Annotated in this window: 24 protein-coding genes, 1 tRNA gene and 1 pseudogene; 13 read left to right on the forward strand and 13 right to left on the reverse strand. The window is 63.4% G+C overall.

From position 1 onward, the window contains the following. Window positions 1-53: 53 nt before the first annotated feature. From LJ656_RS23135 to LJ656_RS23145, 3 genes are all read right to left on the reverse strand, one after another. Complete coding sequence (locus LJ656_RS23135) at window positions 54-4,133, reverse strand: CheR family methyltransferase (RefSeq protein ID WP_230511844.1); 4,080 nt, start codon at window positions 4,131-4,133, stop codon at window positions 54-56. Window positions 4,134-4,235: 102 nt separating this feature from the next. Continuing rightward, window positions 4,236-5,225 carry a chemotaxis protein CheB gene (locus LJ656_RS23140; RefSeq protein WP_230511845.1) on the reverse strand — a complete coding sequence of 330 codons (990 nt, stop codon included), beginning with the start codon at window positions 5,223-5,225 and terminating at the stop codon, window positions 4,236-4,238. A gap of 167 nt (window positions 5,226-5,392) precedes the next feature. Then, the gene (locus tag LJ656_RS23145) at window positions 5,393-6,514 is read right to left on the reverse strand and encodes a glycosyltransferase family 4 protein (RefSeq protein WP_230511846.1); all 1,122 of its coding nucleotides are present in this window, start codon (window positions 6,512-6,514) and stop codon (window positions 5,393-5,395) included. A 151-nt stretch (window positions 6,515-6,665) separates the two neighbouring features. Here LJ656_RS23145 and LJ656_RS23150 point away from each other — a divergent pair, with 151 nt between their 5' ends. From LJ656_RS23150 to LJ656_RS23165, 4 genes are all read left to right on the forward strand, one after another. Further along, window positions 6,666-7,199: a hemerythrin domain-containing protein gene (locus LJ656_RS23150; RefSeq protein ID WP_230511847.1), complete on the forward strand. Its 534-nt coding sequence runs from the start codon at window positions 6,666-6,668 to the stop codon at window positions 7,197-7,199. Between the two features lie 186 nt (window positions 7,200-7,385). Continuing rightward, window positions 7,386-7,658: a DUF6723 family protein gene (locus LJ656_RS23155; RefSeq protein WP_230511848.1), complete on the forward strand. Its 273-nt coding sequence runs from the start codon at window positions 7,386-7,388 to the stop codon at window positions 7,656-7,658. Window positions 7,659-7,971: 313 nt separating this feature from the next. Next, entirely contained in the window at window positions 7,972-8,436 is a 465-nt protein-coding gene (locus tag LJ656_RS23160; protein WP_230511849.1) for a hypothetical protein, read from the forward strand. 236 nt (window positions 8,437-8,672) lie between these two features. Beyond that, on the forward strand, window positions 8,673-8,972 hold the full coding sequence (locus LJ656_RS23165) for a DUF2934 domain-containing protein (RefSeq protein ID WP_230511850.1): 300 nt from the start codon (window positions 8,673-8,675) through the stop codon (window positions 8,970-8,972). Between the two features lie 129 nt (window positions 8,973-9,101). Here LJ656_RS23165 and nadE read toward each other — a convergent pair whose 3' ends face one another. Continuing rightward, window positions 9,102-9,959: an ammonia-dependent NAD(+) synthetase gene (gene nadE, locus LJ656_RS23170; protein WP_230511851.1), complete on the reverse strand. Its 858-nt coding sequence runs from the start codon at window positions 9,957-9,959 to the stop codon at window positions 9,102-9,104. A 29-nt stretch (window positions 9,960-9,988) separates the two neighbouring features. Next, window positions 9,989-10,534 (reverse strand): CinA family protein, encoded by a 546-nt coding sequence (locus LJ656_RS23175; RefSeq protein WP_230511852.1) that lies wholly within the window; start codon window positions 10,532-10,534, stop codon window positions 9,989-9,991. A 267-nt stretch (window positions 10,535-10,801) separates the two neighbouring features. Here LJ656_RS23175 and LJ656_RS23180 point away from each other — a divergent pair, with 267 nt between their 5' ends. Then, the gene (locus tag LJ656_RS23180; RefSeq protein ID WP_230511853.1) at window positions 10,802-11,971 is read left to right on the forward strand and encodes a zinc-dependent alcohol dehydrogenase; all 1,170 of its coding nucleotides are present in this window, start codon (window positions 10,802-10,804) and stop codon (window positions 11,969-11,971) included. Window positions 11,972-12,062: 91 nt separating this feature from the next. Here LJ656_RS23180 and LJ656_RS23185 read toward each other — a convergent pair whose 3' ends face one another. The 3 genes from LJ656_RS23185 to LJ656_RS34895 are packed head-to-tail and all read right to left on the reverse strand — an operon-like array spanning window position 12,063 to window position 12,835. Beyond that, window positions 12,063-12,353 (reverse strand): contact-dependent growth inhibition system immunity protein, encoded by a 291-nt coding sequence (locus LJ656_RS23185; protein ID WP_329958893.1) that lies wholly within the window; start codon window positions 12,351-12,353, stop codon window positions 12,063-12,065. A gap of 40 nt (window positions 12,354-12,393) precedes the next feature. After that, a complete protein-coding gene (locus LJ656_RS23190) occupies window positions 12,394-12,681 on the reverse strand; it encodes a contact-dependent growth inhibition system immunity protein (RefSeq protein WP_230511855.1) in 288 nt (95 codons plus the stop codon). A gap of 7 nt (window positions 12,682-12,688) precedes the next feature. Beyond that, on the reverse strand, window positions 12,689-12,835 hold the full coding sequence (locus LJ656_RS34895; protein ID WP_329958894.1) for an RNase A-like domain-containing protein: 147 nt from the start codon (window positions 12,833-12,835) through the stop codon (window positions 12,689-12,691). Window positions 12,836-12,868: 33 nt separating this feature from the next. On the opposite strand from LJ656_RS34895, the pseudogene LJ656_RS23195 reads away from it, so the two are divergent. Beyond that, window positions 12,869-13,152, forward strand: a pseudogene (locus LJ656_RS23195) (IS256 family transposase); the annotation flags it as partial. Window positions 13,153-13,273: 121 nt separating this feature from the next. Here the strand turns inward: LJ656_RS23195 and LJ656_RS23200 are convergent. The 3 genes from LJ656_RS23200 to LJ656_RS23210 all read right to left on the reverse strand — a co-directional run bounded on the left by LJ656_RS23200 (window position 13,274) and on the right by LJ656_RS23210 (window position 15,409). Further along, on the reverse strand, window positions 13,274-13,561 hold the full coding sequence (locus LJ656_RS23200; protein ID WP_230511856.1) for a contact-dependent growth inhibition system immunity protein: 288 nt from the start codon (window positions 13,559-13,561) through the stop codon (window positions 13,274-13,276). 8 nt (window positions 13,562-13,569) lie between these two features. Continuing rightward, entirely contained in the window at window positions 13,570-14,406 is an 837-nt protein-coding gene (locus tag LJ656_RS23205; RefSeq protein WP_230511857.1) for an RNase A-like domain-containing protein, read from the reverse strand. A 619-nt stretch (window positions 14,407-15,025) separates the two neighbouring features. Then, window positions 15,026-15,409: a hypothetical protein gene (locus tag LJ656_RS23210; RefSeq protein ID WP_230511858.1), complete on the reverse strand. Its 384-nt coding sequence runs from the start codon at window positions 15,407-15,409 to the stop codon at window positions 15,026-15,028. Window positions 15,410-15,655: 246 nt separating this feature from the next. Between LJ656_RS23210 and LJ656_RS23215 the strand changes: the two genes are divergently transcribed. The 6 genes from LJ656_RS23215 to dctA all read left to right on the forward strand — a co-directional run bounded on the left by LJ656_RS23215 (window position 15,656) and on the right by dctA (window position 20,012). Beyond that, window positions 15,656-16,096: an Hsp20/alpha crystallin family protein gene (locus tag LJ656_RS23215; RefSeq protein WP_230511859.1), complete on the forward strand. Its 441-nt coding sequence runs from the start codon at window positions 15,656-15,658 to the stop codon at window positions 16,094-16,096. 12 nt (window positions 16,097-16,108) lie between these two features. Beyond that, complete coding sequence (locus LJ656_RS23220; protein ID WP_230511860.1) at window positions 16,109-16,516, forward strand: Hsp20/alpha crystallin family protein; 408 nt, start codon at window positions 16,109-16,111, stop codon at window positions 16,514-16,516. A 170-nt stretch (window positions 16,517-16,686) separates the two neighbouring features. Then, on the forward strand, window positions 16,687-17,244 hold the full coding sequence (locus tag LJ656_RS23225; protein WP_230511861.1) for an Hsp20/alpha crystallin family protein: 558 nt from the start codon (window positions 16,687-16,689) through the stop codon (window positions 17,242-17,244). Between the two features lie 38 nt (window positions 17,245-17,282). After that, window positions 17,283-17,358: transfer RNA gene (locus LJ656_RS23230), tRNA-Lys, on the forward strand. A 315-nt stretch (window positions 17,359-17,673) separates the two neighbouring features. Next, complete coding sequence (locus LJ656_RS23235) at window positions 17,674-18,696, forward strand: LysR family transcriptional regulator (protein ID WP_230511862.1); 1,023 nt, start codon at window positions 17,674-17,676, stop codon at window positions 18,694-18,696. Continuing rightward, window positions 18,693-20,012, forward strand: coding sequence for a C4-dicarboxylate transporter DctA (dctA, locus tag LJ656_RS23240; protein ID WP_230511863.1), 1,320 nt, complete (start codon window positions 18,693-18,695; stop codon window positions 20,010-20,012). Before LJ656_RS23235 ends, dctA begins: the two co-directional genes overlap by 4 nt. A 40-nt stretch (window positions 20,013-20,052) precedes the next feature. Here the strand turns inward: dctA and LJ656_RS23245 are convergent, their stop codons facing one another. Further along, on the reverse strand, window positions 20,053-20,835 hold the full coding sequence (locus LJ656_RS23245) for a substrate-binding domain-containing protein (protein WP_230511864.1): 783 nt from the start codon (window positions 20,833-20,835) through the stop codon (window positions 20,053-20,055). A 43-nt stretch (window positions 20,836-20,878) separates the two neighbouring features. Beyond that, complete coding sequence (tcuC, locus tag LJ656_RS23250) at window positions 20,879-22,174, reverse strand: MFS transporter (protein ID WP_230511865.1); 1,296 nt, start codon at window positions 22,172-22,174, stop codon at window positions 20,879-20,881. A gap of 258 nt (window positions 22,175-22,432) precedes the next feature. Between tcuC and LJ656_RS23255 the strand changes: the two genes are divergently transcribed. Further along, complete coding sequence (locus tag LJ656_RS23255) at window positions 22,433-24,817, forward strand: ATP-binding protein (RefSeq protein ID WP_230511866.1); 2,385 nt, start codon at window positions 22,433-22,435, stop codon at window positions 24,815-24,817. Window positions 24,818-24,820: the final 3 nt, after the last annotated feature.

The raw sequence follows: 24,820 nt of genomic DNA on the forward strand, positions 1-24,820 counted from the left end.
GGTCAGCCGGGGTCAGCCGGTCAGCCGGCCAGCGCAAGGGCGGCGCGTGCCGTTCAGCCCCGCCGCCGCGCGAAGATACTCAGCAATTCCTCGAGCACGACCGGCTTCTTCAGATGCGCATCGAAACCCGCCGCTTCGGCTGCGTTGATATCGGCCTGCTGGCCGAAACCGCTGACGGCGATGCACATCACCGATTCCGTTCCCGGCATGCCGCGCAGCCGGCCGATGAACTCGATACCGTCCATCCCCGGCATGCCGATATCGGACAGGATCACGTCCGGCGCATTGCCGTTGATCATCTTCAGCGCTTCGTCGCCGCTGGTTGCGGTGCGGACCTCGGCGCCCTCGGTTTCGAGCAGCAGCTTGAAGGTTTCGACGGTCGCCGAGTCGTCGTCGACCATCATGATGCGCAGCCCCTTCAGCGAGTCCGCGCCGATTTCCGCGCCGGTGTCCGCATGCATCGCACTGCGGTGCGTCGGTAGCGTGACGGTGAAGCTCGCGCCGCGGCCCAGTCCGTCCGACTCGGCGCGCACCGCGCCGCCGTGCAGATTGACGAGGTCGCGCACCAGCGCGAGGCCGATGCCGAGCCCGCCGCGGCGCGAGCCCGGATCGCGGCTTTGGCGGAACATCTCGAAGATATGCGGCAGCAGCGCGGGCTCGATGCCGGTGCCGGTATCGCTCACGCGCAGCACCGCTTCCGCGTGCTCGTTGACCTGCAACGACACGTCGATCGAACCGTGCTGGGTGAATTTCAGCGCATTGCTGATCAGATTCCAGACGATCTGCTCGACTCGCGTGAGGTCCGCGTGCAGGATTACCGGCGCGTCGGTCATCGAAACGCGCAGCGCGATGCCGCGCTGCGCGGCGTCTTCCCGCACCGCGTTGCACACGCGCTGCACGATCTCGCGCATATCGACCACCGTGCGCACCACGGACAGCTTGCCGGTGCGCACGCGCGAAATGTCGAGCAGATCGTCGATAATCTGCGCCTGGCCCATCACGGTGCGGCGGATCGTGTCCGTTGCGCGCGACACGTTCAGGTTCTGGCGCGTTTCCGGCGCACGCGCGATCAGTTCGGCGCTCGCTGAAATCAGATTGAGCGGGTGCTTCAATTCGTGCGATACCACCGCGAGGAATTCGTCGCGGCGCCGCTGCGCGTCGCGCTCGCTGGCCGCGCGCAGGGTTTCGACGTGGGTGCCGCGTCCGGACGCGGTGTCGTTCGCGAACTCGCCGAGATCGCGGGTGATCTTCGCGAAGCCGCTGATGCCGGGTTCGTCCAGACGCGACAGCACGCCGCTCGCGAAAAAGCGCGTGCCGTCCTTACGCAAATGCCAACGTTCTTCCTCGGTCCGGCCGTTCAGGCGCGCTTCCGCGAATTCGCGCGTCGCCACGTTATCGGCGCGGTCTTCCTCGGTGTACAGGATATCGGCGGACTGGCCGATCATCTCCGCTTCGTGGTAGCCGAAAATGCGCTCCGCGCCCGCGTTCCAGCTATTGATGATGCCGTGCTCGTCGAACGTGATGATCGCGTAGTCCTTGGTGCCTTCCGCGACGATCCGCATGCGCCGCTCGCCTTCGCGCAGCCGGTCTTCCGCCTGGCGGCGTCCGGTGATGTCGATGAACGACAGCACCGCGCCGTCGATGCGGTCTTCGGTGGTGCGATAAGGCACGAAGCGCGCCAGATACCAGCGGCCGTCGTTGCTCTTCAGCTCGCGTTCGATCAAACGCAGCGAGTCGAACGCCTCGGCCGCGTCGTCCGCGAGCTTGTCGTATTCGAGCCGGTGCGTGATGTCGAGCAGCGAACGGCCGATGTCCGACGGAATGATGCTGAACACGTCGGTCGCGCGCGGCGTATAGCGCTTGATGCAGATATTGCGGTCGACGAAGATCGTACCGATGTCGTTCGCGGCGATCAGGTTGTGCAGGTCGTCGTTGATCTTGCCGGTTTCCTCGACCTTCGACTTCAACTCGGCGTTGACGGTGGTCAGCTCCTCGTTGATCGATTGCAATTCTTCTTTACTGGTTTCCAGCTCTTCGGTCGCCGAGCGCAACTCTTCGTTGATCGCCTGCAACTCCTCGTTGGACGCCTTCAGTTCCTCGGTCGAGGTTTCGGATTGTTCGATCGTCGACTGCAGCTGTTCCTTCGTGCGTTGCAGTTCGCGTTCGAGCTGGCTGATGATCGGGTCTTTCTGCACGTCCGGAGAGGCGATTTCGGCGTTGCCCATGCTGTCTTCGACTTCGTCGAACAGCACCAGCACGAAGTCGGCGTTCGCTTCCGGATCGTGCACCGGCCGCGCGGTCATCTTGACGAAGTACGAGCGGCCGTCGCGCTCGATACGCACGCGCCGCGCCTCGACGCTGCGATTGGTGTGCAACGCCTGGTAGATTGCGGTGCGCAATTCGAGCCGCAATTCCGGCCGCACGACCGCGACGATGTTGTGCGACGGCTCGCCGCCCGAATACTGCAGGAAGCGCCCGGCGCGGTCGGACAGATGAACGATTTCCGATTCGCGGCTGACCAGCACGCTAGGCGGCGCGTATTGCTCGACCAGCCGCTGATGCAGATCGCCGAACGACAGACGCCGCCGGCCCGGCGGCTGCACGGTGGTGACGAGCGGGCGCGAGCTCATCGTGCCGGAGATCGCGACCGGCACCGGCGTGTCGCCGCGCACCGCCATGTTGGCGCGGTAGATGCGGTTGCGCTTGTCGATCACGCTGAACATCGCTCTGACGCTGTCGGCCGATTCGGAACTGCCGAGAAACAGCACGCCGCCCGGGCGCAGCGCGAAGTGGAACATCTTCAGGATTTCGATCTGCGCCTCGCGATCCAGATAGATCAGCAGGTTGCGGCAGCAGATCATGTCGAGCCGCGAAAACGGCGGATCGCTCAGCACGTTGTGATGCGCGAACAGCATGTGCTCGCGCAGCTCTTTCTTGATCCGGTAGTGCGCGGCGTCTTTCGTAAAGAACTGGCGAATCCGCGCCGGCGTCAGGTCGGCGGCGACCGAGTCCGGGTACAGACCCGTGCGGGCGAACGAGATTGCGCGCTCGTCGATGTCGGTCGCGAACACCTGGAACGACAACCCCTCGGGCGACTTCAGCGAGCGTTCCTGCAGCAGCATCGCGATCGAATACGCTTCTTCGCCGGTCGCGCAGCCGACCGACCACACGCGAATGCGATCCTGTTCGCCGCGGTTTTCGAAGATCGGCGGCAGCACTTCGCGTTCGAGCACGTCGAACGCTTCCTTGTCGCGAAAGAAGTTCGTCACGCTGATCAGCATGTCCTGCAGCAGCGCCTGGGTTTCTTCCGGATGCATATGCAGATAGTCGCGATACGACTGCAGGTCGGTGATGCCGTTCACCTGCAGGCGCCGCTCGATCCGGCGCAGCACTGTAGCCCGTTTGTAATGGCGGAAATCGTGCGCGGTGCGGGTGCGCAGGATCACCATGATTTCGCGCAGCGCGCGCTCGGCGGTTTCGTCCGTGGCGCTTTCCTGCTCTTCGTTCTGCGCGGCGGGCAGCTGGATTTCGCGGGCGGTGGAGAGCAGATCGAGCAGCCGTTGCGGCATTTCGGCGGCGGTCATCACGAAGTCCACCGAGCCGGTGGCGATCGCGCTGCGCGGCATGCTGTCGTATTCCGCCTCGGCCGGGTCCTGCGCGAACGTGATGCCGCCCATTTCCTTCACGCGCGCAAGGCCGACCGAACCGTCGGAGCCGGCGCCCGACATCACGATGCCGATCGCGCGCGCGCGGTGGGTCTCGGCGAGGGTGCGGAAGAATACGTCGATGCTGGCGCGGCGGCCTTCTTCGTGCTGCTGCGGGGCGACCCGCAGATAGTCGTCGACCATCGTCAGTTCAAACGAAGGCGCGACGATGTAGACGCGGTCGGGCTCGATGTGGGTGGCCTCGGTGACCGCCACCACCGGCATGGAGGTCGCTTTTTGCAGCAGCGCGGCGAGATTGCTTTCGTGGTCCGGCGCTAGATGCACGACCACGACGAACGACATCGACGTGCGCGCGGGCAACGCGTCGAAGAATTCGAGGAGCGCGTTCAGCCCCCCCGCCGATGCGCCGATTCCGACGATCGGATGGAGTGACTGGCTCGGCAACGTCTGCGCGCGCTTGTTTGACATGGCTGCTGGTCCCTTGGGGAAAAGGATAGTGTCTCGCGCTGTGTTTTTACAGGTGCCGGGCCGATGGCACGGTCGCGCAGATCACTATTATCCCGCATGGGATCAGCTTTCCAACAGCATCGACTGCAAAAATCCTGCCGCCGCGCGCGCGCGCCGGGCTGTTTCATCCTCGCGCTGCTGCGCGCTGACGGCCCCGATCTTGCCAAAATGCTCGCTCATTTCGCGGCTCATCAGCTCGCGCTCGCGCAGCGCCCGCAGCGCATCGCGCAGCGAGCGCTCGACGTCGCGCCGGCGCCCCTCGCCTGACGATAGGGCGGAATACGCATGGCCGGTGTGGCAGCGGTAGCGCAACAGCCGCCGGTCGTTAAGGCGCCACAGCGTGCCGTTGCATTCGGGGCAGGTGTAGGTGGATGGGGTCGCGATCTGCTTGAGCTGTTCGATCGGCATCGACTCGCTCAGCCAGGCTGTCTGCTCGAGCGCGGCATGTTCTACCGCTGCGCGGCGCCCAAGGTCGGCCTTGGCCGATCCGCCCAGCGGGCCGGCGGTCAGATCGATCAGGCACGCACCGAGTGCGATGAGCGGCAGCACGTGATCGGCGAACGGTGCCGCATGCAACGGCATCTCGCTCGCGAACGCATCGTCCGGGTGTTGCACGACGGTCGCGCCGCCGCACGCCTGAATCGCTTCGAGACCCGCAGCGCCGTCGTCGAGCAGGCCCGTCAGCACCACGCCGACCGCGCGTTCGCCGAGCTGCGTGGCGGTGCTGCGAAACAGCGGATCGATTGCTGGGCGTGCGAAATTTTCCTTCGCGCCGTGCACGAGGCGCAGGCGCCCGTCTTCGACCACCAGATGCTCATCGGGTGGCGCGACGTAGATCCGGCCGCGCTCATAGACGTCACCGTCGCGCGCATGCGTGGCCGGCAGCGGGCCGGCGGTGTTGAGCAGCGAGGGCAGCATGCTGCTATGCGCGCCGACATGCAGAACGATCGCGATGCTGGCGGGCAGGTCGGCAGGCAATTGGGATGCAAGGGAACGAAGGGCGTCGACGCCACCCGATGACGTACCGATAGCAATGAAGTCACGATGGGTCAAAGTTGCTCCGGGACGGTGGTGGGCGGTTTTTGCCGCATAGGTAGAAGCGAGCAATCGGCATGCCGCACGGGCGCTGACGCGGTGTGGCCGTGGCAGCCGATGCGCGGTCTTGCCGGCACGCCGGCCGGCGCCGACGCGTCAAATGTGCACGACGCCCGGGGGCGCAATTACAACGGCTCGAGCGGGGACAGTGGCCGCTCGCCGTCGCTCGCGGCGGCCTTGCGCGGCAGCGCGGCGGTGTCTGCATCCGCATCCGCGTTTGGCGTGAGCAGCGACTGGTAAAGCGACAGATAGTCGTCGGTCATTCGCGCGGCCGTGAAGCGGCGCTCGAACGCGGCGCGGCAAGCGGCGCGTTCGAGTCGCCCGACGCGCGCGACCGCCTCGACCGCTTCGTCGGTGTTATCGACCATCAGGCCGCTCACCCCCTCTTCGAGTAGTTCGGGCACCGCGCCGCGGCGAAATGCGATCACCGGCGTGCCGCACGCGAGTGCCTCGATCATCACCATGCCGAACGGCTCATCCCATTCGATCGGCAGCAGCAACGCGCGCGCATTCGCGAGCAACTGACGGCGCTCAGCGCCGCCGACTTCACCGAGGTAGTCCACGCAATCGGTCGAGCGTCGCAATAGCGGGGCGATGCGCTCGCGAAAATAATCGCGCTCGCCGGGGTGGATTTTCGCCGCCATCTTCAGCGGCACGCCGCTGCGCCGCGCGATCTCGATCGCGAGATCGGGACGCTTCTCCGGCATCATCCGGCCGAGAAACAGCAGGTACGAGCCGGCTGCCGGCTGATAGTCGAATTCGCGCGGCGGCAAGCCGTGATGCACGGTGCCGAGCCAGTTCGCCCACGGCACAGGTCGCCGCTGGCTGGCGGAAATCGACACCAGCGGCACGCGCGCGAATTCATGAAACAGCGGACCGTGATCGTGCGGCAGCAGACGGCCATGCAGCGTCGTGAGCGTGCGGCACGGCAACTGATCGGCCCATGCGAAATGCAACGGCTCGCCGTGGAAATGGATCAGATCGAATTGCCCCGCGTGGCGGATCACCAGCCCGATCTGCCGCATGTGATGCGTGAGCGTGTCCCACACCGCCGCGTCGCGCCACAGACCGCGCGAGCACACCGGCACGAGCCGCGCGGTGGTGGTCGAATCGGCGGTCGCGAACAGCGTCACGTCATGACCGCGCGCGACCAGCTCTTCCGTCAGATACGACACGACGCGTTCGGTCGCGCCGTACGCGTACGGCGGCACGGCTTCATACAGCGGGGCGATCTGCGCGATTCTCATTCACGGGTCCTTCACGGGTCCATTAGCAACAGGAGCAGACAGGGCGAGCCGGCCGGGGCAACGCGCGGCGCCGGACCTACCGCAGCAATCGACATACCGGTGCGCGGTATAGCGCTTGCTTGGCGGGTGCACCCACTACCGAGGAGTTGCCATGAACGACACTAAAACCGCCAGCCGCGATGGCGCAGCCACGTCCGATGCGCTCGCGCTGCTCGAAGCCGATCACCGCGCGGTCGAAAAACTGTTCGACGCGTTCACCAAGGAGCGCGGCGACGAACGCGCGACGCTCGAAGCGAAAGCCGCGTTAGCGCAGCGCGCGTGCGAAGAGCTGACGATGCACGCGATCATCGAGGAAGAGCTGTTGTATCCGGCCGCGCAGCAGGCGCTGCCCGACGACGACAAGCTCGACGTCGACGAAGCGTTCGTCGAACACTACCTGGTGAAGACGCTGATCGCCCGTTTCGAAACGCTGAAGGCCGGCGATAAAGGCTTCGACGCGACCTTCAAGGTGATGTCGGAACTCGTCAAGCATCACGTGGAAGAAGAGGAGGGCGAACTTTTTCCGGCGTTGCGGCGCACCGGTCTCGATCTCGCCGCGCTCGGCAAGAAAATCGCCGCGCGCAAGGAGGCGCTGCAAAGCAAACTCGATCAGGCCGGCAGCCGTGCGGTCGGCGACAAGACGTGATTCGGTTTTGGCGAAGGGCGGAACTCAGTGCATCGCACAATGCGACGCTGCGTTGAAAGCTTCGCGGTGACAGAAGTGTCCGGAAGTCCACCGTTACGGACGAACGCAGCGCCGCGCGCCTCCACTACCATCGTTGACGGGAGACGAAGCACTCACATTTAGCTTGCCGTAACGCAGGGAACCGACATGTCGAGGAGAAAACTGAAGCTGACGCGATGCTCGCCGAGCGTCGCGATGTCGCGCGATGATTTTTCGGTTTTCGTCACCGCGCGGCGCAGTAGCGATGGCCGCTTTTACGCCGATCTGCTGGTCAGCCGCAAAGCTGACGGTCGCCGGCTATTCCCGTTCGACGGCGCGCCGGAAGTCGGCCCGTTCGAAAGCATCGAGGAAGCGCGGTTGGCCGCAGAGGAGTATGGCGCGCGCATCGTCGCCGCCGATCTCGCCTGTCCAGAAACCTGACGCGCAGGTCACGCGCAGGCGGCGCGCCACCCTTTCCCCCACCTCTCATCGCCCGTCCCGGTTCCTGACCGGGACGAGGCGTGCCCTCTCGCGCGGCGCTCGCCGGAGCGCGGATTATGCGTCCCACTGTGGCCGTCGTCACAATCGACAGGTAACATCGTTCCCGGAACTTTGAAGCGCTCGCTTGCCGGCGTGCTGGTACGGGAAATGCTTCAATTTGCCGGCGCGAGAAGTTTCGACGATTCGTTCGGCCGACGCCGACGCGCGACAGTCTCGACAATCAGCCGTTGCAACGAGGTGAAGGATTTCCGTTATGCGAATCATCTTCGGGTTTCTGGCAGTCCTTGCAGTTTTTCCCTCTTCCGCGTGGTGTGCCGCGCTTGACGAACAGTTGGCGTGCTCGGAAACGGCGCACGACTTCGTTTCCCAACTGGTCGATGCGCATTCGATCAAAACCCCGCCGCAGCGCGTCGAGCCCAACTCGGTGAACGCGTATCGGCCCGCTAACGGTGCAAATCTGACCGCATTTGGTTTGCCGGTGCATGCTGTATTTGGCTATCAGCCCAACGATCCGCTGTTCAAGGTTGGTGCAGGCGAAGCGTCGGCGCACCCGGTGTACGGCGCGGTGGTGCGCGGATCGGCCGATACCGTCAAACGTCTTCTTACGAACGCGGGAAGCACGGCCGTCGTTCATTCAGTGGTCCCGTTGATCCTCACCGCGATCGTGTGCACGCAGCAAGCAGGCGAGGCCGGCAGTCAGGTTGGCATGGCGCCGTAGCGCGCAGTTCGATCGCTTTAGCCGCGAATGTCTGCCTGCGCGAACCTCGGCCGGCGCGGGGCCCGCTAGCCGTCAGTTGTCGCCGCTTCCTGCCGCTTCGCGCCACCTGCCGCCACCCCACGCGGAATATCTATTGCTCACCTGTCGCTCGCCGTCATGCCGCGCGAGCCGCGTGACGTCGTGCAGCGGTTATCGAGCCGCTGCTCATGCACACGTTACGTTCAGGAGAACTGCACATGGACAAAGACCTCGAAGCCCGCATTCGGACGCGGGCGTATCACATCTGGGAAAACGATCCGTCGCCGGATGGCAAGGCCGACGATCACTGGGAAGAGGCGCGCCGCCAGATCGAGGCGGAGGGCGCGGGGGACGGCGGCGGCGACGGTGCGGCTGCCGAGCCGTCCGATCAGTCCGCCGAGCGCGATCGCGGCGCGCGTATCGCACCCGACCAGCAGTTGCAGGAGATGCCGGGCGGCGGCGCGGAGCCGGCATCGGTGTCGGCTCCGCGCACCAAGCAGGCGCGGGCGAAGTCGTAAGCGCCGGTAGCGTGGGCCAGATGCGCGCGCGGCGCTGCCGGGGCCGCGGCGCTGCACGCGCCAATGCCGCGTATCGCCCGGATCAGATGCGCGGCGGCGCGCCGCGCGCGGTGCTCGATGCTCGATGCTTCAGTTTTCCGTTATCGCAGGCGGCACGACCGGCAGCGCGCGTTTGTGACGCGTCGCCATGTAAAAGCGGCGAATGGTCGTCAGTACTTCGTCGCTGACCTGTTTGCCTTCGAGGAAATCGTCGATGTCCAGATAGCCGATCCCGTAGCTGTCCTCATCGGGCTTCTGCGGCGTCAGCGATTCGAGGTCCGCGGTCGGCACCTTGTTGACGAGCCGTTCGTGCGCACCGAGCGCTTGCGCGAGTGCGCGGACCCGGCGCTTGGTCAGGCCGGCGAGCGGCAGAATGTCGGCGCCGCCATCGCCATACTTCGTGAAAAAGCCCATCAGCGATTCGGCCGCGTGGTCGGTGCCGATCACCGCGCCGACCCGCGCGCCGGCGACCGCGTATTGCGCGACCATTCGCTGGCGTGCCTTGATGTTGCCGAGCACGAAGTCTTCGTGGAAGTCGTCGACGTACTGAACCTTGCCGCGCTTGAGCGCGAACAGCATCGCGTCCGCCGGCTCCTTGATATTGACCGTCAGCGTTTCGTCCGGGCGAATGAATTCGAGCGCGGCTTCGGCATCGGCTTCGTCGTGCTGGGTGCCGTACGGCAGCCGCATCGCGACGAACTTCGCTTCGTAGCCACGCGCGCGCAAGCGTTCGACCGACAACTGCGCGAGACGGCCGGCGGTCGATGAGTCGACGCCGCCGCTGATGCCCAGCACATAGGTGCGCAAGCCCTGCGACGACAGATAGTCGCCGAGGAATGCGACGCGTCGCTCGCGCTCGTAATCGACGTCGAACTCGCGCGCGACGCCGAGTTCGCGAATCACTTCCTGTTGCCACGTTTGGGTATCGAGTGAAGAGAGCAGGTTCATCGTGCGGTTTCCGGATGGCGTTCCCGCTCTCATCGTGCGGTTTCCGGATGGCGTTCCCGCTCGGCGAGCGGGAGCTGGTTGAAGTAGTGTGCGACGAGCGACAGCGCGTATAGCGCGGCCTGCGAGCGCACGTCGTTTCTGTCGCCGGCGAAGCGGCGCGTTTCGGTGAAGGTCTTGAGGGCGTTGCCGTCGCGCAGCCGGAACGACCACGCGAAGCATTGCGTGCCCGGCGGCGGCTCGTTTCCGGCGCCGTCGTTCGGGCCACTGTCGGCGAGGCCGGTGTTCGATACCGCGATGTCCGCGTTGCAGCCGTCCTGTCGCAACGCGCCTTCGGCCATCTCGCGTGCGACCGCTTCGCTGGTGAGTCCGCAGCGTTCCATCGTGCTGCGCTGCACGCCCAGAAAACCGGCTTTACCGGACGGTGAGTAGCTGACGAAGCCGACGTCGAGACACGCGCCGCTGCCCGGCACGCCCGCGAGATTCGACGCGATCAGACCGCCGGTGCAGGACTCGGCGGTCGCGAGTTTCAGCTCGCGCGAAGTCAGAAAGGACACGACCTGTTCGGGAATGTTCATCGATGGGCCTCCGTGTCGAGTGTCGCGGACACGCCGAGCAAGGATCGGTCCGCGTTCGCGCGGACCGGCTTGTCTGCAACGGCTGGCCCGGCGGCATGTGCGTTGCTCAGCTAACGTCGGTTGCGCGCCCCGTTGCCGCGAGGGGTGATCTTCGCCGTTGGACGATCGCGCGTATATCGACACGCTGGGGACGGCACCGCTTCGCATCCCTGAACATCGTTACATTCGGCGGCCCGCGCACTGGGCCCATCAACTTTGGAGTACGACATGAGAGCCCTGTGTTGGCACGGCAAAAAAGACGTTCGCGTGGATAACGTTCCGGACCCGGTCATCGAGCATCCGCGCGATGCGATTGTCAAGGTGTCGAGTTGCGCGATCTGCGGCTCGGACCTGCATCTGTTCGACGGTTTCATGCCGTCGATGAAATCAGGCGACATTCTCGGCCACGAATTCATGGGCGAAGTAGTTGAGGTCGGTCCCGGCAACTCGCGGCTGAAGATCGGCGACCGGGTGGTGGTGCCGTTCACGATTGCGTGCGGCGAGTGCGATCAGTGCCGGCGCGGTTTCTATTCGGTCTGCGAACGGTCCAATCGCAACAAGGAAATGGCCGACAAGGCATTCGGTCACACCACCGCGGGACTGTTCGGCTATTCGCATCTGACCGGCGGTTATCCGGGCGGGCAGGCCGAATACGTGCGGGTGCCGTTTGCGGACGTCACGCCGGTCAAGGTGCCGGACAGCCTGACTGACGAGCAGGTGCTGTTTCTCGGCGACATCCTGCCCACCGGCTGGCAGGCGGCGGTCCAATGCGAGATCGAGCCGACCGATACGGTCGTGGTGTGGGGCGCGGGGCCGGTCGGGCAGTTCGCGATTCGCAGCGCGATCGTGCTGGGCGCGAAACAGGTGGTCGTAATCGACCGCGTGCCGGAGCGCCTCGCGATGGCCGTGCAGGCCGGCGCGATTGCGATCAACTTCGACGATGAGAGCGTGCTGGAGCGGCTGAAAGAACTCACGAACGGCAAGGGGCCGGAAAAGTGCATCGACGCGGTCGGAATGGAATCGCATGCGACGCGCTCGTTCGATTCGCTCTACGACCGCGCGAAGCAGGCTGTGATGCTGGAGACGGACCGGCCGCATGTGCTGCGCGAAATGATGTATGTGTGCAGGCCGGCCGGGGTGTTGTCGATTCCGGGCGTGTATGGCGGACTGATCGACAAGATTCCGTTCGGCGCGGCGATGAACAAGGGGCTGACTTTCCGGATGGGGCAGACGCATGTGAATCGTTGGACCGATGATCTGTTGAAGCGGATTCAGGAAGGGCAGATCGATCCGTCGGTGGTGATCACGCATACGGTGCCGCTGGAGAAGGGCCCGGAGATGTATCGCGTGTTCCGGGATAAGGAAGATGGGTGTGTGAAGGTGGTTTTGAAGCCGTAGGCGGGGCGGTAGGGCGATGCCGTGGCCGGTGATTCATTAACCCCTGCTGCGCCGGTCACCTGTCAGTGGCGTCTTCGTCTTGATACGTGGATCAATCCTTTAGAAGGCGCTGTATCTCGTCAAGGAATGAGGTGACCGTGTAGCCCCAGGGTTCCGGGGAAAATTCTGTCAAGTAGGTCTCCTCGAACGCAAAGGCAAGATCATCTATGTGCTCCTTTCGGTAAGAATCGATTTCCAGAATCAGATTTTTAAAGCGATGAGGGGAATTTTTCTTATAGGAATCGACAATCTCTGAAACCGATCTGCCGAATAAATCGAAGTCCTGGCCGAAATAAATGCTGAAAAATTGATCCATCTCGGGATAGTGTTTTGAAGAATTCATTGAATTGTGGACGATCGGTGGCGAACATACCCGGACGAGTTCACTCGTTCAGGCCACGTTGCACCTCGTCGAGGAAAGATGCGATTGTGTAGCCCCATCCTTCGGGACGGAACCCTCGTCTAAACGGATTGAATGCAGCTTCCAGATCGTCCGGATGCTGCTTCCTGAACGACTCGATCTCGCGAATCGCGTCAGCATAACTGTGAGGACTATGCTTCCTGTAACACGCGACAATCTCCGGGACAGTCTCCCCGAATAAATCGAAGTCCTGGCCGAAATAAGTGCCGAAAAGATGGTTCATTGCCGGATAGCGATCTGACGGAGTCATTTTTCGTTCAATTGATGTAAGCGGTAAGGATGTAATACGGCATGCCGTTATATCGCTCGCATTTCAACACGACGGAGACTTCGTTCATTCGTGTAAGTTTACCAGTCGATCGCGTCACGCCGTAGGCGATATCACCCGACACGAGTTTCAACACCGCAAGCGTTTGGTATCGCTAGACCTATCTGTCATTTTCTGGGAGACAGCGGACCGAGCGCCACTGTCTGAACTGCCCAACGCGCTGCGGGACAAATTGGTCAAGAGGCCGATGAGACTGGCCCGAGTGCAGAATCTGATGCTGGCGTTCAATAAGGCGGTCGTCGAACGCGCGATAGGTGCCGAACGAACCTTCATTTGGGCTACCCGCCGGGCCAGTCCAAATCAGCCGGGCAAGCCAACGAGCGCAACGGCGCCCGTGGCAGGACAGTCATTCCGGATGGCAGCCCCGTGTCGGCGAGGTGCCCCATGAACCAGTTTGCTATTCCGTTTGACGCCCGATTCACGCAAGCGCGCGGGTAACGACTACACTAAGCGCCTCAAGATGCGCCCTGAGACGAAGGGGCACCCACATCAGCCGACGCCGGCGGCGCACGGATCACTCGTGCAGAAGGCGCTGAATTTCGTCGAAAAAAGAGGTGACCGTGTAGCCGTCCCCTTCGGGGCGAAACCCGCGTCGAAAATGTTCGTAAGCGATATCCAGGTCGTCGGGGTGTTCGCTCCTGAAGGACTCTAGTTCGCGGATCAGGTCTTTATAGTGGTGAGGGCTATCCTTCTTGTAACAGGCGATTATCTCAGGAACCGTTTCGCCGAACAGATCGAAGTCTTGCCCGAAATAGATGTCAAAAACATGCTCCATTTCTGGGTAGCGGTTTGAAGAAATCATGGTTTTTCTCATTGCAGGAAGGCGGTCAAGATGTAATAGGGCATGCCGTTGTACGTTTCGTATTTGAGCGTTACAACCACCTCGTTCATCGGTGTAAGTTTGCCAGTTTTCCGTGTCAAGCCATAGCCGATGTCGCCGGAAACAACCTTGATTACCCGTTTCGGAGTTCTTCGATTTGCAGTTTGTGCCCACGCTTCAATTAATGCTGCGTTAGCACGCAAAGTCTCAGAGATGGCGTGCTCGGCGGCGTGAAGATTGGTAAATGACGATACGACGTCCCTCTTTGGCTCCCGCTTCAACCTCGCCCGAAGCCACGCTTCATCCTTCCCAACATGTTTTCGAAGTGTATGCCCACCGAGATTCGGCTGCGCGGCTTTCGCTTCATGCAGATGCAGGTCGATCCGGCCACGCGTAATACTGGCCGCCCGCGCAGCCTTGATAGACCCCGCAAATCCGAACGGCACCATCAGATCGAGTGAGACGGCGATATGGTTCGCCATCTCCGGCCCGGCCTTCATGGCTTGAGCCAGCTTGCTGGTGCCCTGCTGCGTGAGTGTGAAGCTGTCGTAGCCGGTCCATACCTGCCGCAAACCCGCAGCCGCGGTGTCCGATCCATGCGCGCCGAACACGATGCAGCCGGCTTTGCTCGCCATCGTCGGGTCGGGCAACACACATAGTGCCGCCGCGCCGACCATCTCCAGAACTCCACCGACCACCTGCAAGCCGCCCCAAAGCCGGTTGGTCAGCATCTCTGTCTGACTGATCGACTGACGGGCCAACACCGCCGCCAACTGCGGCGCGCTCAGCACTATCCGCAGGCCGTCTGAATCATCTTGATAAGACATCCGATTCGCTCTCCTTTTATGGCGAGCGAGAAAGCTAACAATTAGCCCGGATGTATTAAATGGGCGAAGGATGATTTTTGGATGTCACTTGTCCTAGTTTTGACTTGGGTCAACGAATCGCAGGGCGTGAAGTCCGCTTGTTTTCACGCAGTTCTGGGAATGCGACAGCGCTGGATAAGATGCACCGCAGCCGGCAAGTTTCGTTACCTGATTTCATCGAGCGCTAGCAGTAGGCGTTGCCCCAGCCTGCTCAACCATTGTCCAACCACAGGATTTACACAACACCTAGGGCCGGGCACGATGCATCGCGCCCGGCAAGTTTTGCCCACACCTTCTTCGGCCCCTGGCGTGCGCGGCCCACATCACAGTGCGTGGGTAGACGACCGCCGCTAACGGGCGCCCGGCGGCCCGTCTCTTTTGCGAACCCGCCCGAGCGGCAATTGCATCCAGCGCACGCAGGCGATGCTTCGAGCCGGGCCCGAGCGCTCCCCCATGTGGGCGCGGCCCTGTCAGTTTTCCGGGGACACTCCCCCGCTCCCATGCCGCACGGCATCACGACAACCGCGCTGCGAATTCCACGCGATCGAACCGGCTCCCGGACGCTTATGGACAGCGTTCGTCACTGGATCGGCGGCACCGCGCCAAGCTTCTCCGCGAGCATCCGTTCGTAGACGCCGAAGTGCAGATCGACCTCGTCCTGCGTCACCGGGTGGACCAGGATGTTGACCTGTTCGGGCAACAGTCCCATGACGGTGGCGATCGCGCTCTCCAATTGCGCCGCGCACGTCCGGTCCTCGGCCAACGTAGTGCCGATAGTGATGTCATAAGTCTTTTCATGGTGGAAAAAAATCTCCACGATGCGTGCGCGCGCGCTCATGTTGTTGTCGACGGCCACGCGTGTCAGCTGCGCGACCTGGTGCATCAGCTCGGTCGGAAAGCCCTTTGACGAGCGCAGCTTGATCCGGTGTTTGCCCAGGGTTATCCAGTCTGTGTCGAATTCCATACTAGTCTCCGGAAGTACATCGGTGGGGCGGACGATATGGGCGACGGCGGCAGAATTCAAGGCCCCGATTTCGTCATTCGACGCCCTTGAAATTTTCGGCAGATGTCCTATTTTGTTTTTCGCTCAGGCAGTGGAACCGGCGGTTCGCGGTCACTGCGTTCTCAACCTTGATCGTCCGCGGCGTGGGGCCTCCGGACCAAAGCATGTATGCCGGTTATCCCCTTGCCGTCAGAGGAGAAATCGACCATGAGTGACCTTTACTATGGGACCGAACTTTTCGGCGAACTCGATCGTCTGCAACGCCAGATGTCGAGTCTATTCGGCGGCTATCCTGCAAGCCTTCGTTCCAGCCGGTTCGGAACCTTCCCTCAGATCAATATAGGCACGACCGATGACTCGATCGAGATCGTCGCGTTCGCTCCCGGGCTCGACCCGTCGAAATTTGACATCTCGATAGACAAGGGTTTGCTGACCATCGCGGGCGAGCGGACGGACAGCCAGACTCCACGTTCCGAAGAAAACCGCCGCTATGCGCAGGAGCGCTTCAGCGGTTCGTTTCGCCGTGTGGTCGAGCTGCCGCAGCAAGCCGACCCCGACAACGTTAAGGCGCGCTATGTGGACGGCTGTCTGCTGATCTCGGTCGGCAAGCACGAGGCGTCCCGGCCGCGTGCAATTACCGTTCAATGACGAGGTGACATCATGACCGACAATACGCAACTTGCTCCTCGCGAAAACGGCGCGGTGGCCCGCGCGAATACCGATGAAGCGGCCCGTCGGGTGACGCTGACACCCGCGGTCGATATCTGGGAGGACGCTCACGCGGTCACGCTGCTGGCCGATCTGCCGGGGGTGCAGAAGGACAAGCTCAACATCGCGGTGCACGACGGCAGCCTGACCATCGAGGCGGAATCGGTGGTGCCGGTGCCGCCGAACCTTGCGTTGTCACATGTGGAGTTGCGGGTGCCGCACTTCTCGCGCCGCTTCTCGATCAGCGACGATCTCGACACGTCGAAGATCGAGGCGTCGCTCAAAGATGGGGTGCTGAAGTTAAGCATCCCGCGACGCGATGAAGCCAAGCCGCGCCGCATCGAGGTGCGGGCCGGGTGAACCGGAGCGTTAGGGCGATAGCCCGGCGCGCCGGGGCGGTGTAACGCAAGCTGGAGTCCGGTCTTTGACTGGGCTCCAGCGCTCGACTGTGGTTTGCAGCCGCGCCAGGCGCCTGGCCGGGCGAACCCAGTGTGCGTGGCTGGAACGCTGCGGATAGTACGGAGGGCAAAATGAATACGAACAAGTGGAATCCTTTTAAATTTCTTCGTGGTGCCGGACGGAAATTAGAGGCGGAGAGCCCGGAAGCAGCGTCGGCGAATGAACAGCGGCGCGCTGCGTGGACTGAGGTTTCGAAACTTTTCTCACGCGAACCTTTCCGGTCAGTGGAAGAATTCTTTCACGACCCGTTCGCGGGACGCGGTGCTCTGGAGCGCTGGTTCGGAGACTTCAGTTCTTCGAGGTTTCAGCCGCGAATCGACGTAGTGGACGAAGGCCCTGTGTTGCGAGTCACCGTGGAGCTGCCCGGAATCGAGCGCGAGGATATCTCCGTTGCCGCGGAGGACGGGACACTCATCTTGCGAGGCGAAAAAAAGCAGGATGTGCGCAGTGAGGAGGACGGCTGCTACCGGCTCGAACGGGCCTACGGAAGCTTCGTGCGCACGATTCCAATGCCGGACAACGTGGATCCCGAACGCACTTTGGCCAAATTCGATAACGGCATACTGACATTGACCGTTCCGAAGATCGAGCCGTCTCGCTCCGCGGGTCGAACCATCGATATCAGCTAATGTAGAAAGGCGAGCCGGTGGAGAAGCGTTAGAGAGTGGGGCCGTTAGCTCAGCTGGTAGAGCAGCGGACTTTTAATCCGTTGGTCGCGTGTTCGAATCACGCACGGCCTACCACACACACCCTCGCGAATCAGTTACTTAATCGCCACTCTGAAGCGCGCTGCCCGTAGTGATTCGGGACCGGTTACTGCATCGATTTCCACGTAGTTTTTTACAGGTCCGCGCAGGGTGGTCACCCTGTGCGTAGCTTCCAGCCCTCCACGAGACTCACGTCCTTCCAGCCCCCCGCGATGCATAGGTGCATCGGCGTCGCGCAGCTTGTGCGCAGCCATCGATTGAAAATGGCTTCGAACGCGAGCATCGTTCGAATGTAGGGAATCTCCGCTGAATAATGCAGAATAGCCGGATTCCAGGATGCGGAGATCAGTGGTGGGCATTAACTTCGACTTGAACGACTTGCAGGCGTTTCGCGCGGTAGTGGAGCTGGGGAGCTTCCGAAAGGCCGCCGACGCGGTGAGCATTTCCCAGCCAGCGTTGAGTCGTCGGATCGACAAACTGGAGGACGCGCTCGGCGTGCGTCTGTTTGAGCGCACCACCCGCAGCGTCGCGCTGACCACCGTCGGCCGCGTGTTCGCCCGCAGCGCGGAACAACTGCTCGATGATCTCGACATCGCGCTGCTCGGCATTCGCGACGTTTCATCGAGCCGCCTGGGGCATGTGACTATTGCCTGCGTTCCTTCGGTCGCCTACTACTTTCTGCCGAGCGTCATCGCCAGCTACCATCGCCGCTTTCCTCGCATCAGGGTCAAGCTGCTCGATTCGAGTGCGAACGAGGTGCTGAGCGCGGTCATCAGCGGCGAGGCTGATTTCGGCGTGAGCTTCATGGGCAGCCAGGAGTCCGAGATCGAGTTCAAAATGCTGCTGGAGGAGCGCTTTGTTGCGGCCTGCCGCCGTGATCATCCGCTCGCGCGCAAGAAGCGCGTGACCTGGAGCGAGCTTTACGAACACGAATACGTGTCGGTGGACAAGACATCCGGCAATCGTCTGTTGCTCGACCAGGCGCTCTCGAGCGTGGCGCCGAGTGTGCCCAGCGTCTGCGAGACCCGGCACGTGACGACGATGCTCGGATTGATCGAAGCGGGGCTCGGCGTCGCCGCGGTGCCGTCGATGGCCATGCCCGGCCTCGACCATCCGATCCTCACGAGCGTGCCGCTCGTCGAACCGGTGGTCAAACGGCGCGTGGGAATCGTAAGGCGGCGCGGACGGCCGCTGACGCCGGCCGCCGCGGAATTTCACCGGACGATCATCGAGACGAGGCGCGCCAACGGCGCAAGCAATGATGCCGTGGGCAACGGCGCGGCCACGGCGACCACGGCGACAACGACGGCGACGGCGACCACGACCACGACCACGACGGCAAAGTCGAAGACGAGAAGGAAGAGCGCATCGTGAGGTTGGCAAGACCGCTTCGTTTCCTCTATTTGCAGGTCCTGCTGGCGATGGCGCTCGGCATGACCGTCGGCCACTTCTGGCCTGCAGCGGGCGCGCTGCTCAAGCCGCTCAGCGACGCGTTTGTCGGGCTCGTAAGAATGATGGTCGCGCCGATCGTCTTTTGTACGATCGTCTCGGGCATTACATCGCTTGCCAGCGGCAGGGCGATCGGACGAACGATCATCCAGGCGCTGGCGCTCTTTTATGTGCTGACGGCCGTCGCGCTGATGGTCGGACTCGCGATCGCGTTCGTGCTGCGACCCGGCGCCGGCATGCACGTCGATGTTCGTCATCTGGATCCCAGCATCCTCGCGCAATATGCGCAGCACGCGCAGACGGGGGGGCTGGTGGCGTTCGCGTTGAGCGTGATCCCGGAGACGATGCTCGGCGCGTTCGACAAGGGCGAGGTGCTGCCGGTGCTGCTGGTCGCGCTGCTGTTCGGCTTTTCGCTCAATGCGTGTGCGCAGGCCGGCCGGCCAGTGCTGGCGCTCATCGACGGCATCGCGCAGATGCTCTATCGCGTGCTCGCGATGATCATGCGACTCGCGCCGCTCGGGGCGTTCGGGGCGATGGCTTTCACGGTGGGCCGGTTCGGCATCCGCTCGGTCGGCTCGCTCGGCATGCTGATGGTGTCCTTCTACGTCGCATGCGTGCTGTTCGTTGCGCTGGTGCTCGGCGTGCTCGCGCGTCTGCACGGTTTCGCGATCTGGCGACTGTTGCGCTACATCCGTGAGGAATTGCTGATCGTGCTCGCGACCTCGTCGACGGAGCCGGTGCTGCCGCGTTTGATCGTGAAGCTGGAGGCGCTAGGGTGCGAGAAGGGCGTGGTGGGGCTGGTACTGCCCGCGGGCTATTCGTTCAATCTCGACGGCACCGCGATCTATCTGACGCTCGCGTCGATGTTCATCGCGCAGGCGTGCGATGTGCCGCTTTCCGCGGCGCAGATCGCGATGATGCTCGCCGTGATGTTGCTTACGTCGAAGGGCGCGGCCGGCGTGTCCGGCAGCGGGCTGGTCGCGCTCGTCGCTACGCTCACGGTGATTCCGGACTTGCCCGTCGCCGGGGTGGCGCTGCTGGTGGGCATCGACCGCTTCATGTCCGAGGCGCGCGCGTTGACGAGCGTGATCAGCAACGCGTGCGCGGTGATCGTCGTGTCGATCTGGCAGGGCGCGTGCGACCGCGCGCGTCTCGCCCAGATGCTGCGGGCGGCCGGGCCGGGGCGCCCGGAGGTCGCGAAGGACCCCGCCAAGGACCCCGCGCCAGGCACGCCGGGGTGACCGGGAGCCTGGCCGGGAAAGGCGTTGCCGTCGTGCCGCGTCAGTGCGCGGAGACGGAATCGAGCCCGGTCGATCTCACTTCGGTTTGCACATCGGGCGATGCCAGGTAGTCGAGCAGCGCCTTCGCTTCCTTCGGATGCTGCGCGCCGACCGGGATGCCGGCGGCGTAACGCGTGACGGACTGCAGCGACTCGGGAATCTTGCCGACGAACGTGACGCCCTGGACCGGCAGCAGTTCGCTCACTTGCTGGAAGCCGATTTCGTAGTCGCCTTTCGCGACCACCGACGCCACCGGAATCCGCGGAATCATCTTCGCCTTCGGCTTCACCTGGTCCTCGATGCCGAGCTTCTTGAACAATTCCCGCTCGATATAGACGCCGCTCGCGCTGTCCGAGTAGGCGACCGACTTCGCATGCAGCAAGGTCTGCCGCAGGCTTTCGGGCGAGCTGATGTCGGGCTTCGCCGCACCTTCGCGCACGACCACGCCGATGCGCGAGTCCGCCAGTTCGACCCGCGATTCCGGAATCACCTTACCTTGCTTGATCAGCTCGTCGAGTGCGTAGCCGACCATGATCACGGCGTCCGCGGGCTCGCCACGCGCGAGCCGGTTCGGAATTGCCTCGGGCGATTTGCCCATCGACGGCCCGAGTGTGGTGTCGAGCGTGTTGCCCGTCTGGGAGGCGAATTTGGGGCCGAGCGCCTTGTACGCGGCGGTGAAGCCGCCCGAGCTCATCACGTGAAGGTCGGCGGCCTGGACGTTCGCCGGGGCGGCCGAGCTGGCGACGAGCGCCGCCGCGCAAAATTTCAGAAGCAGATTTTTCATGGTTGTGGACATGCAGGGTTGCGATGGATGCAGGACAGACGAATCAGTGGGCCGGCGTCAGCGTCACTGCGCGCCGGCGATACAGCGCGAAGGTCGCCAACAGCGCGCATGCCGCGGCGAAACTCATCCAGTAGCCGGGCGCGGCCTTGTCGCCGGTCATATGAATGAGCGCCGTCGAGATCGCAGGCGTGAAGCCGCCGAACACGGCGGTCGCGAGGCTGTAGGCGAGCGAGAAACCAGCGACGCGGACGTGCGCCGGCATCACTTCCGTGAGCGCGACGACCATCGCGCCGTTATAGATGCCGTACATGAACGAGAGCCACAGCAGGACGAGCAGCATGTTGACGAAGCTCGGCGCGTGAGCGAGCAGCGAAAGCGCCGGGTAGGCGGTCGCGATGGCGAGCACCGTCATGCCGACGAGCAGCGGCCGGCGGCCGATCTTGTCGGAGAGCGCGCCGCCGATCGGCAGCCACACGAAGTTCGACACGCCCACACACAGCGTCACGAGCAGACTGTCGGCCGTGCTCAGATGCAGGACCGTCTTGCCGAAGGTCGGTGCGTAGACCGTGATGAGATAGAAGCTGGTGGTGGTCATCGCGACCAGCATCATGCCGGCGACGACCACGGCCCAGTTGTGGGCCAGCGTGCGGAACACTTCCTTCATGCTGGGCCGGTGCTGGCGCGCCTTGAACTCCTGGGTTTCCTCCAGATTGCGACGCAGCATGAAGATGAACGGCACGATCATGCAGCCGACGAAGAACGGTACGCGCCAGCCCCACGCGGCGATGGCCGATGTGCTCAGCCACTGATTGAGCGCGAAGCCAAGGCCCGCCGCCACGACGATCGCCACTTGCTGGCTAGCGGACTGCCAGCTCGTGAAAAAGCCTTTGCGGCCGGGCGTGGCCATTTCTGCGAGATACACCGACACGCCGCCCAGCTCGGCGCCCGCCGAGAAGCCCTGGAGCAGCCGTCCGAGCAGCACGAGCGCCGGCGCGAGAAGTCCAATCGTTGCATAGCCCGGTACGAACGCGATCAGGATCGTGCCGCTCGCCATGATGGACAGCGTGACGATGAGACCCTTGCGGCGGCCGACGTCGTCGATATACGCGCCAAGCACGACCGCGCCCAGCGGCCGCATCAGGAAGCCGGCGCCGAACACGGCGAACGTCATCATCAACGACGCGAACTCGCTTTGGGCGGGAAAGAAGACGTTGGCGATCTGCGTGGCGTAGAAGCCAAACAGGAAGAAGTCGAACTGCTCGAGGAAATTGCCGGCCGTTACGCGAAAAACCGCGGCGGCCTTTGACTGTCCGGGCGAAAGGCTAGACGAGGGGTGCATCGAGGTGTCTCCTGAAATCCAGAAACGCTGCGGCGTTCCGGGTGGATTTTGATTTCGGCAATATTCGCCCGGCGGGGGCAAAACGTTAAGTGCAATTTTCGGAACGATTGATGTTCATTCGTTATCAATCGAGGTCCATAAACACCACCGCGTTGGCCGGCCCGGCTGCGTCGCAGCGTTTCAGCGAGGCAGCGCCAACCCGCCGCCTTCAGAGGGTTCGCTGTGCGACAATGTCGACCTACTCTTCCGGGAGCACGCATGTCCGAACCGACATCTTCCGCATCTTCGGCACCCGCAGCCGACTGTGGGAGAGAGCCGATCCACATTCCTGGCGGCATCCAGCCTCACGGCTTTCTGTTCAGCATCGCCGACGACGGCACCGTCCTGCAGGTCAGCGCAAACGTTGCGCAACTGACCGGCGCGCCTCCCGAGACCGCACTCGGCCAACCGCTCTGCCGGCTGGTCGGGGACGAGTGGTCGGCGCGTATCGTCGCCGCGCTGGCCTCGCACCGGGAAGACGGCATTCCTCTTTATGTCGGTTCGATGGACGACCCGCGCCGCGCCGCGAGTGCAAAGACTGCCGGGCACCCGTCGCCGTTCGCGGTCGTCGTACACCGGCATCAGCAACTGGCGATCGTCGAACTGGAACCGGCGCGCGGCACCATCGACGTGTTTTCGTCGATGTATCCGCTGGTGCGCACTTTCATCAATCGTCTGCAGGACGCGGATTCGGTCGAGGCGCTCGCGCAGCTCGCGGCCGACGAAGTGCAACGGATCACCGGTTACGGTCGAACGCTGGTCTATAACTTCGACGACAGCGGCAGCGGTCATGTGATCGCCGAACACGTCGAGCCGGGCTACGCGTCGTATCACAATCAGCATTTCCCGGCCTCCGACATTCCGCCGCAAGCTCGCGCGCTGTACGTGCGCAACCGCATTCGCCTGATCGCGGACGCCGACTATCGGCCGACGCCGCTCGTGCCGCCCCATCATCCGTCGACGCACAAGCCGACCGACCTTACCTACGCATCGCTGCGCAGCATCTCGCCGGTCCACGTGCAGTACATGAAGAACATGGGCACGCTGTCGTCGATGTCGATGTCGATCGTCGTGCGCGGCAGACTGTGGGGGCTGATTTCCTGCCACCACGACAGCGCCCGCGTGCCGCCATTCGAAGTACGCACCGCCTGCGAACACATCGCGCAGATCCTGTCGCTGCAGATCGAGGCCAAAGAGGACAACGCGCAGGCCGAATACCGGCTCGAATTGCGCCAGACGCTGGCGCGGCTGCTCGCCACGATGGCCAATAGCGAAAGCTTCACGGACGCGCTCGCGAACGACCCGAAAAACCTGCTCGGCCTGACCGCGTCGGACGGCGCCGCGATCGTGTTCGACGGCCGCATGCTGCTGGTCGGCACGACCCCGGACGAAGCGGCCGTCGCGAAGCTGGTCGAATGGCTCGACACCCAGGTGGACGACACGTTCGACACCGACACGCTCGCCACCGCGTGTCCGGTGTTGCCTTCCCATCCCGATCACGCGGGTCTGCTCGCGGTGTCGATCTCCAAACTGTTCCGCAATTACGTGCTGTGGTTTCGTACCGAGGTCGTGCAGTCGATCGAATGGGCCGGCGACCCGCGCGCGAAACTGGCCGGCTTGTCGGCCTCGCTGTCGCCGCGCCAGAGCTTCGACGTGTGGACGGAAACGGTGCGCGGCCGCTCGCTGCCGTGGCGCGCGGCCGAACTGGAAATCGCGCTCGAGTTTCGCACCGCGCTGCTCGGCATCGTGCTGGGACGCGCGGAAGAACTCGCGCAGCTCGCGCTCGAACTGGGGCGCGCGAACCGCGAACTCGAAGGCTTTTCGTACACGGTCTCGCACGATCTGCGCGCGCCGTTGCGGCACATCGTCGGCTATGCGGACCTGTTGCGCGAAATGGAAAGCGCGCGGCTCAGCGAGCGCGCCCGCCATTTTCTCGAACGGATCATTTCTTCGGCGAGCTTCGGCGGCAAGCTGGTCGACGACCTGCTGGCGTTTTCGCAGATGGGGCGCGCGGCACTGCGCCCGCAGTCGATCGACGTGCAGGCGATGACCGAAGCGTTGATCGCCGACGAACTGCGCAATGCCGAGGCGCGCGAAATCAGCTGGAAAATCGGCGAACTCGGCGAGGTCACCGCCGACGCGGTGCTATTGCACGTAGTGCTGCGGAACCTGATCGAGAACGCAGTAAAATTCAGCTCCACGCGCGAGCACGCGGTGATCGAAATCGGCCGCTACGCGGGCAGCGGTGAACTGGCCGGCCAGCAGGTGTTCTTCGTGAAGGACAACGGCGTCGGTTTCGACATGCGCTATGTCGACAAGCTGTTCGGCGTGTTTCAGCGCTTGCACCGCAGCGAGGAGTTCCAGGGCACCGGGATCGGTCTGGCCAGCGTCAAGCGGATCGTCGAGCGACACGGCGGCAGCGCGTGGGCGCAAGGCGAACTGGAGCGCGGCGCGACCGTGTTCTTTTCGCTGCCCGACGCGTTCGTTGCGGACTCGCGACCCGGGGAGGAGTCGGCCGCCGCGACCGTCGCCCGGCTCACCGCACTGTCGCCGGGCAAGCAGTTCCGGCCCGTGCCGAAAGAGTCGAAGGATGAATCGAAATGAAGG

The organism is Paraburkholderia sejongensis (assembly GCF_020880815.1).
Taxonomy (GTDB): domain Bacteria; phylum Pseudomonadota; class Gammaproteobacteria; order Burkholderiales; family Burkholderiaceae; genus Paraburkholderia; species Paraburkholderia sejongensis.